The organism is Streptomyces sp. ISL-10, assembly GCF_018614575.1.
In the GTDB taxonomy this organism is placed as follows: domain Bacteria; phylum Actinomycetota; class Actinomycetes; order Streptomycetales; family Streptomycetaceae; genus Streptomyces.
This window is the reverse complement of the sequence record NZ_JAGGOJ010000011.1, coordinates 783629-791918: the sequence shown is the minus strand read 5'-3', so window position 1 is coordinate 791918 and position 8290 is coordinate 783629. Positions and strand designations below refer to the sequence as shown.

General features: G+C 69.3%; 9 protein-coding genes. 4 read left to right on the top strand and 5 right to left on the bottom strand.

The window, feature by feature from the left end:
* Positions 1-262: 262 nt before the first annotated feature.
* Positions 263-925 carry a DNA-3-methyladenine glycosylase gene (locus J7E88_RS16230; protein ID WP_215181469.1) on the bottom strand — a complete coding sequence of 221 codons (663 nt, stop codon included), beginning with the start codon at positions 923-925 and terminating at the stop codon, positions 263-265.
* Between the two features lie 73 nt (positions 926-998).
* Between J7E88_RS16230 and J7E88_RS16225 the strand changes: the two genes are divergently transcribed.
* The 3 genes from J7E88_RS16225 to J7E88_RS16215 all read left to right on the top strand — a co-directional run bounded on the left by J7E88_RS16225 (position 999) and on the right by J7E88_RS16215 (position 3063).
* Positions 999-1781 (top strand): sporulation protein, encoded by a 783-nt coding sequence (locus J7E88_RS16225; protein ID WP_215181467.1) that lies wholly within the window; start codon positions 999-1001, stop codon positions 1779-1781.
* A 43-nt stretch (positions 1782-1824) separates the two neighbouring features.
* Positions 1825-2361, top strand: coding sequence for a YbhB/YbcL family Raf kinase inhibitor-like protein (locus J7E88_RS16220; protein WP_215181465.1), 537 nt, complete (start codon positions 1825-1827; stop codon positions 2359-2361).
* A 192-nt stretch (positions 2362-2553) separates the two neighbouring features.
* Entirely contained in the window at positions 2554-3063 is a 510-nt protein-coding gene (locus J7E88_RS16215; protein WP_215181463.1) for an HNH endonuclease, read from the top strand.
* Positions 3064-3183: 120 nt separating this feature from the next.
* On the opposite strand, the gene J7E88_RS16210 is transcribed toward J7E88_RS16215, so the two are convergent.
* From J7E88_RS16210 to J7E88_RS16195, 4 genes are all read right to left on the bottom strand, one after another.
* Positions 3184-3951 carry a sulfite exporter TauE/SafE family protein gene (locus tag J7E88_RS16210; protein ID WP_215181591.1) on the bottom strand — a complete coding sequence of 256 codons (768 nt, stop codon included), beginning with the start codon at positions 3949-3951 and terminating at the stop codon, positions 3184-3186.
* An 85-nt stretch (positions 3952-4036) separates the two neighbouring features.
* Complete coding sequence (locus J7E88_RS16205) at positions 4037-4990, bottom strand: SPFH domain-containing protein (RefSeq protein WP_215181461.1); 954 nt, start codon at positions 4988-4990, stop codon at positions 4037-4039.
* Positions 4991-5187: 197 nt separating this feature from the next.
* Entirely contained in the window at positions 5188-5619 is a 432-nt protein-coding gene (locus J7E88_RS16200; protein WP_215181459.1) for an NfeD family protein, read from the bottom strand.
* A gap of 74 nt (positions 5620-5693) precedes the next feature.
* Positions 5694-6485 (bottom strand): ABC transporter ATP-binding protein, encoded by a 792-nt coding sequence (locus J7E88_RS16195; RefSeq protein WP_215181457.1) that lies wholly within the window; start codon positions 6483-6485, stop codon positions 5694-5696.
* 909 nt (positions 6486-7394) lie between these two features.
* Between J7E88_RS16195 and J7E88_RS16190 the strand changes: the two genes are divergently transcribed.
* Positions 7395-8180 carry a hypothetical protein gene (locus tag J7E88_RS16190; protein WP_215181455.1) on the top strand — a complete coding sequence of 262 codons (786 nt, stop codon included), beginning with the start codon at positions 7395-7397 and terminating at the stop codon, positions 8178-8180.
* Positions 8181-8290 lie beyond the last annotated feature (110 nt).

Sequence of the window (8290 nt, the reverse complement as noted above, 5' to 3'; positions counted from 1 at the left end):
TGCGTTTCCGACTCTATCAGACGCTTTCGTGTCAGATTCCCGGTCGGCGGGATCGCTTTCAGGTCTCCGCTTTCGCGTTTCCCTTTCGGCGTGGTCACTACTTTAGCCGATTTCCCCGGTGCCTCATAATCGAGGCGACTTGAGTCGATCGGATTTGAATTTCGGCATGCCGAAATCCCACCCGGTCGGGGTTGTCGTCAGTAGTGGATGGCCGCTCCGGAGCTGCTGAAAAGCAGTACCCGTTCAAGCGGCTCGGGCTACGTTAGGCGTCGCGTCGGTCCGAGTCAAGTCGCCGTCGGCGCGGCGCGTGGGCCCGGTACGGGCTCACGGTCGGGTCGCCCTCGATCCAGAACCGCCACGGGTGGTACGCACCTTCACCGCTGACTCCCGTCCGCGGTCCATTGAGGACCTGGTCAGGCGGGGGCGGGTTGCCCTGGAGGAGCGTCAGAGGGGAAGCCGGGCCGTTGCAGAGGTCTGCGCCGTTGAGCGCGCGGTCGACATCGAGAGCCGTGGCCAGCCGCGCGGGGCCTTTGGCCAGTTCCTTGTCATGACGGGCCGAGACACGACGTCTGCGGGTGAGCTCGGCCCCCAACTGGATCTCCCCGGCCCTCAGCAGGATTCCGCTCGCCTTGCCCTCCGGGCCGCACACCACATTGAGGCAGTGCCACATGCCGTAGGTGAAGTAGACGTACGCATGGCCGGGCGGGCCGAACATCACCTCGTTGCGCGCGGTCCGACCGCGGAAGGCGTGGGAGCCGGGGTCGGATTCGCCCGCGTATGCCTCCACCTCGGTGAGGCGTAGCTCTATCGGGCCGTCTTCCGTCATGCGGACCAGCGTGTGGCCGAGCAGTTCGGGTGCCACTTCCAGGACCGGGCGGTCGAAGAAGGCACGGGGCAGCGGCGTACGGTCGGAGCTCTCGATCATTGCTTCGAGCGTACCGGGGAACCGACTACGGTCGTCGGGCGTATGTAGGGGTCAGGACCTAGAAGGAGTGGACATGGGCTTCAAGAAGCTGCTCGCAAGCCTCGGCGCCGGTGGTGCGTCCGTCGAGACGGTGCTCACCGAGGAGAACGTCGTTCCGGGTGGTGTCGTCCAGGGCGAGGTGCGGATCCAGGGCGGCTCGGTCGACCAGCAGATCGAGGGGCTGTCCGTCGGTCTCCAGGCGCGCGTCGAGGTCGAGGGCGGCGACCAGGAGGTCAGGCAGGACATCGAGTTCACCAAGCAGCGGCTCGGTGGCGCCTTCGAGGTCAAGGCCGGCGCGGTGCACGTGGTGCCGTTCGGTCTCGAGATCCCGTGGGAGACGCCGGTCACGGCGATCGCCGGGCAGCAGCTGCGCGGGATGAACATCGGTGTGACGACGGAGCTGGAGATCGCGCGTGCCGTGGACTCGGGCGACCTCGACCCGATCAATGTGCACCCGCTGCCGTCGCAGCAGGCGATTCTCGACGCGTTCATCCAGCTGGGCTTCCGCTTCAAGAGCGCGGACATGGAGCGCGGGCACATACGGGGCACGCGACAGCGGCTGCCGTTCTACCAGGAGATCGAGTTCTTCCCGCCGCAGCAGTACCGCGGGCTGAACCAGGTCGAGCTGACCTTTGTCGCGGACGAGCACGAGATGGACGTCGTCCTGGAGATGGACAAGAAGCCGGGCCTGTTCAGCGAGAGCAGTGACTCGTACAAGGCGTTCAAGGTCGGCCACCACGACTTCGCGGCGACCGACTGGGCGGCGTACCTCAACCAGTGGCTCGCCGACGTCGGTGGCCGTCGCAACTGGCTCTAGGCTCGGGGCACAGACGCAGGACAGCCGAATCGGAGGTTTTGACGTGACCGAGCTGAAGCGGGCGCCTCTTCCCCACGACTTCCATCCGCCGGTGCCGTCGTTCACGGTGGTGAGTGACGACATCGAGCCGGGGGCGGTGCTGAAGGACGCTCAGGTCTATGCGGCGGGCAACACGTCTCCGCATCTGCGCTGGGAGGGCTTCCCGGCGGAGGCCAAGAGCTTCGCCGTGACGTGTTTCGACCCGGACGCTCCGACGGGCAGCGGCTTTTGGCACTGGGTCCTCTTCGACATCCCGGCGTCGGTGACCGAGCTTCCCGCGGGGGCGGGCACCGGGAAGTTCGAGGGGCTTCCCGAGGGAGCGGTCCAGGTCCGTAACGACTACGGGTCGAAGGACTTCGGCGGCGCTGCTCCCCCGGCCGGTGAGAGGCACCGGTATGTGTTCACGGTGTATGCGGTGGACAGCGAGAAGCTGGGGCCGGGCGCGGATGTCTCGCCGGCGGTGGTGGGCTTCAACCTGCGCTTCCACACGATCGCCCGTGCGCAGCTGATCGCTGAGTACGAAGGTCCCGCCGAGAGCTGATTGTTCGTTTTTCGTTTGCCCTGCCCTGGTCTTGGAGAGATCAGGGCAGGGCAGTTTTGTTGCCGGGGGCCGGGGGTTCGTCCTCCCGGCAGGCACAGATATTGCGTTGTCCATCTCGGCGCGCCCGGCCAGAGTTGATCCGAGTCCGATGCCCGCCGAAAAGGCTGGGCCGGCGAACGGGAGGTGGGCGAGATGCGGGACACGCTGGTGCTGAATGCGAGCTTCGAGCCGCTGTCGACGGTGACGCTCAACCGTGCGGTGGTGCTGGTGCTCCAGGACAAGGCGGTCGTCGAGCAGGCCCACCCCGGTCTCCGTGTGCGCGCGGCAGCCGTCGATCTTCCGGTGCCCCGGGTCATCAGGTTGTGCAGATATGTACGGGTGCCGTTCCGAAGACAGGCGCCGTGGTCGCGGCGGGGTGTGCTGGTCAGGGACCAGCACCGTTGTGCGTACTGCGGCAGGAGGGCGACGACCGTGGACCACGTGGTGCCGAAGTCGCACGGTGGCGCGGACTCCTGGCTGAACACGGTGGCTTCGTGCGCCGAGGACAATCACCGCAAGGCGGACCGTACGCCGGAGCAGGCGGGTATGCCGCTGCTGCACGAGCCCTTCGTGCCGTCGCCGGCGGAGGCGATGCTGCTCGGTCTGAGGTCGGGCGAGCGGGCGGCTCTGCCGGACTGGCTGGCGGCGGACACGGCCGCGTAGTCCGCGGGCGTCCGGTCGGTGGCGCCGTAGCGCGTGTCGGGCGTGGTCCCGGGCCATGCGGCCGTGGTGTGTCGTGAGGGAGCCCGTCCCCGTACGGATCGGGGCGGGCTCTTGCTCGTCTCAGCGCAGGAGCAGCTGCACGATGGCGAAGCTGCCGACGACCACGATGAACGCGCGCAGGGCGGTGGGGTGCAGTCTGCGGCCGATCTTGGCTCCGAACTGGCCGCCGATCGCCGAGCCGACGGCGATGAGGAGCACTGCGGTCCAGTCGAAGTCGGCGACGAAGAGGAAGAACAGCGCGGCGATGCTGTTCACGACGGCCGCGAGGACGTTCTTGACGGCGTTGAGGCGCTGGATGGTGTCGTCGAGCAGCATGCCCATGAGGGAGAGGTAGATGATCCCCTGGGCCGCGGTGAAGTAGCCGCCGTAGACGCTGGCGAGCAGCATTCCGCCGAAGAGGACGGGGCCGCCGTCGGTCTTGGTGTCGGTGCCGTTGCGTGCGCGGCGGCGCTGGACGGCCGTGGAGATGCGGGGCTGGAGCACGACGAGCACCAGGGCCAGCCCGACGAGGACGGGCACGATCGTCTCGAAGGCGGTGGAGGGCAGCATCAGCAGCAGGACGGCTCCGCCGAGACCGCCGATGGCGGCGGCGACGCCGAGGCGCATCACAAGGGGGCGCTGGCCCTTCAGTTCCTCCCGGTAGCCTATGGCGCCGCTGATGGAGCCGGGGATCAGGCCGAGGGCGTTGGAGACCGTGGCGGTGACCGGCGGCAGCCCGGTGGCGAGCAGTACGGGGAAGGTGATCAGGGTCCCCGAGCCCACGATGGTGTTGATGGTGCCGGCGCCCATTCCGGCGGCGAAGATTGCCAGTGACTCCCAGATGGACAACGCCATCTCCTCCACGGTCGGTGAGACGCCTCCCCGCCATCAAGGTCGAGGGGCCTCACCGATCATGCATGAAGAAGTCTCGGCTTCAGTCGATGGGGGGCTGTTCGCGGCGCTCGGTTCCGCTGCCGTTGTCCGCCTTGCCCGATCCGCCGCCCATGCCGGCCATCGGGTTGAAGTTGCCCATGGCTCCGGAGAGTCCCTTGAGCGCGTCGCCGATCTCGCTGGGCACGATCCAGAGCTTGTTGGCGTCGCCCTCGGCGATCTTCGGGAGCATCTGGAGGTACTGGTAGGCGAGGAGCTTCTGGTCGGCGTCGCCCGCATGGATGGACTCGAACACCGTACGAATGGCCTGGGCCTCGCCCTCGGCGCGGAGGGCAGCCGCCTTGGCCTCGCCCTCGGCGCGGAGGATCGCGGACTGCTTCTCGCCTTCGGCGGTGAGGATCTGCGACTGGCGGATACCTTCGGCGGTGAGGATGGCGGCCCGCTTGTCGCGGTCGGCGCGCATCTGCTTCTCCATCGAGTCCTGGATGGAGGTGGGCGGCTCGATCGCCTTGAGCTCGACACGGTTGACGCGGATGCCCCACTTGCCGGTGGCCTCGTCGAGGACTCCGCGGAGCGCGGCGTTGATCTCCTCGCGGGAGGTCAGGGTCCGCTCCAGGTCCATGCCGCCGATGATGTTCCTCAGGGTGGTGACGGTGAGCTGCTCGATCGCCTGGATGTAGCTGGCGACTTCGTATGTCGCGGCGCGGGCGTCGGTCACCTGGTAGTAGATGACCGTGTCGATGTTGACGACCAGGTTGTCCTGGGTGATCACCGGCTGGGGCGGAAAGGGGACGACCTGCTCGCGGAGGTCGATGCGGTTGCGGATGGAGTCGATGAAGGGGACGACGATGTTGAGGCCCGCGTTGAGAGTGCGGGTATAGCGTCCGAACCGCTCCACGATGGCGGCGCTGGCCTGCGGGATGACCTGGATCGTCTTGATCAGGGCGATGAAGACCAGCACCACCAGAATGATCAGGACGATGATGATCGGTTGCATCGCGTTTCCTGTGCCCTTCGCTGCCGGATGATTCTGCGGGTTGAGCTGACGACGGTCTGACGGCGGATCTGACGGCTGTTCCGACGGTCGTGATGATCAGTTTCCCAGAACAGGGGCTGTGCTGTGGGCAGTTCGGTCCGTTCGGCCGGTTCGCTCGCTTCCGTCCGGTCGTCTCGGGTGGGGTGCCGTGGCGGCGCTCACATCACCACGGCGGTGGCTCCGTCGATCTCGACCACATCGACCTGCTGGCCCTGCTCGTAGGACATGGACGCGTCGAGGGCGCGGGCGGACCAGACCTCGCCGGCCAGCTTGATGCGGCCGCCGTTGCCGTCGACCCGTTCGACGACGACCGCCTGACGGCCTTTCAGCGCGTCGACGCCGCTGGCGAAGCGGGGCCCCTGCTGGGCTCGGTGACGAGCCGCGATCGGGCGTACGACGGCGATGAGCGCGACGGACACCGCGGCGAAGACGAGCACTTGAGCCACCGATCCGCCGCCGACCGCCGCCACGACGGCCGCGGCCACGGCTCCGGCGGAGAACATTCCGAATTCGGGCATCGCGGTCAGCACGAGCGGAATGCCCAGTCCGACCGCGCCGATCAGCCACCACACCCATGCGTCGATGTCCACGTGGTCATGGTAGGTCCGCCGGTCGCGGTCGGGACAGGGGGCGATGTCAGATACGCCCCCGTTTCCTGGGGAGTTCAGCCGAGCGGGAGACCCTGCGCGGTCCAGCGCTCGCCGTTGCGCTCGACGATGAGCGGGAGGCCGAAGCAGAGGGAGAGGTTGCGGGAGGTCAGTTCGGTCTCCATCGGGCCCGCGGCGAGCACCTTGCCCTGGCGGATCATCAGGACGTGGGTGAAGCCGGGCGCGATCTCCTCGACATGGTGGGTCACCATGATCATCGACGGTGCGTACGGGTCGCGGGCGAGCCGCCCGAGACGGCGCACCAGGTCCTCGCGGCCACCGAGGTCGAGACCGGCTGCGGGCTCGTCGAGGAGAAGCAGCTCCGGGTCGGTCATCATGGCGCGGGCGATCAGGGTGCGCTTGCGCTCGCCCTCGGAGAGGGTGCCGAACTTGCGGTCGAGGTACTCGGTCATGCCGAGGCGGTCGAGGAAGGCGCGGGCGCGCTGCTCGTCGACCTCGTCGTAGTCCTCGTGCCAGGTGGCGGTCATGCCGTACGCGGCGGTGAGCACGGTCTGGAGGACCGTCTGGCGCTTGGGGAGCTTCTCCGCCATGGCGATGCCGGCCATGCCGATGCGGGGGCGGAGATCGAAGACGTCGACGCCGCCGAGGCGCTCGCCGAGGATGTCGGCCCGGCCGGTGGTCGGGAAGAGGTAGCTGGACGCGATGTTGAGCAGGGTGGTCTTGCCGGCGCCGTTCGGACCGAGGATGACCCAGCGCTCGCCCTCCTTGACCGACCAGGAGACGTCGTCCACCAGAGCGCGTCCGTCGCGGACCACGGATACGTCCACCAGCTCCAGTACATCGCTCATGAGCGCGTTGTCTCCCCATGCAATCGTCGAGGTCTTCGGGTGCGTGTGGGCGGTTTGTGCGCCTGTGGGCACAGCACCCAGGGAAAACCTACGCCACCTGCCCGGGGCGACGGTCGCCCGGCCCCGCGCTAGGGGCTGGGCGCCGGATCAGGACCGGACAGGGCGCGGCGTCCGGTGCATCGGGGCTCCCAGGGCCGCAGGGACGTCTCCCCAGGCTCCCAGGGCCGAGGGATGGGGTCTGGTGTGCCCGCCAGGGCCAAGGAACCGGGTCTCCCCTGCCCATCAGGGCCGATGGGTCGGGCCCTGGTTGCCCGCCAGGGCCAAGGAACCTCGCCACCCCAGCCCGCAGGGACCGAAGATGAGACCACCCCAGGCCCGCCAGGGCCCGAGAGATCGGGCCATCCCATGGCTGCCAGGTGCCAGGGACGGGGTCCCCAGGCCGCCGGGACCGAGGGACGGGACTCCCCACGGGGGCGGGAAGACCGATCCCCCACGCCCGCAAGGACAGAGGCAACGGGGCCTCTTTAGGCCGCAGGGCCGAGGGACTGGGTCCCCTCAGGGCCGCCAGGCCGAGAGACGGGCTCTCCCCACCCCGCCAGGACAGAGGGGCGGTCCTCCCCCGGGCCCGCCAGGGCCGAGGGATGGGGCCTCCTGAGGTGAACCAGGGGGCCGGGGGAGGCAGTCTCCCCAGGGCCCCAGGCCACAGGGTCGAGGGGAGGCTTGGCAAGGCGCCGGAGTGCCCTGGCGGCGGAGCTGTCCGGGCATCTCGGCAACGCGGCGTGGGACCCCGGAGGACACAGAGGGAGTGCTGGGGCAGCCCCAGGCGAAGCCCTGGGCGAGTCGTGATCCCTGCCATGATCCGGCGGGCGCCCCTGGGGAGCGACCCCCGGGCACGCCTAGGGTATTGGCATGCTTTCGGAACCACGTTCAGGCCGCCTGGCGGCATGGGGAAATGCCCTTCTCGCCGGGCTTGTTTCGCCGGACGACGCGGTGCACGCGATCGTCGGCGACGATGCCGTGCACCGGGTGGAGGGGCTGCCGGGCGAAACCGGTCCCGTCGGGCTCACGCTGGCGCTCGGGCGGCTGCGGACGCTGGGTGTGACCGGTTACCGGGTGGCGCTGCCCGCGCCGGGGCATCCGCTGGGTCTGAGCGGACCGCCCGAGTTCAATGCGCGGGCGCTGGAAGCCGCGGAGGCCGTCGTCGCGACGGGGGCGGCGTACGGGCTGGTGCCGGAGATCCGCGAGGCCGGCCCGTCGGGGGACGTGCATGTGGAGGTGGTGTGGCACTGCCTTCCGGTGCGCCCGGCCCCGCCCGCGGACGTGCCCTCGCTCAGTGAGGCGGAGCGGGAGCTCGCGGAGGCGCTGCGGGATGCGACGGATGCGCTGACCCGGCTCGACGTGGCCGCGTCGGGGCCGGTGGCGGAGGCGGCGGTGGACGCGTACCGGGCGCGGGCGGAGCGCGGGGCGTCGCAGACGCTGGCGCCCGGGTATCCGTCGCGGGCGGCACGGGTGCTGGAGCTGGCACAGCGCATCGGGCTGCTGATCTCGGTGGCGTACGAGAACGGGCACGGCGGCGCGGTGAGCGCGTCGGAGATGGCGGCCCGGGGCGAGACGCTGCGTCCGGTGGAGCGGGTGGCGCGGCGGGCGCAGGTGGCGGCGTACAACGCGTACGTGGAGGAGCGGGAACGGGAGTGAGCGGGAACGGGCGGTGTCCCTGCCTGGGGCTGTTACCGGGGGGTGCCTGCTGCCCGTCAGGGGCAGGCACCCGTCGACGTGGGAGTCCCCAGGCATCTGCACGTAGAACC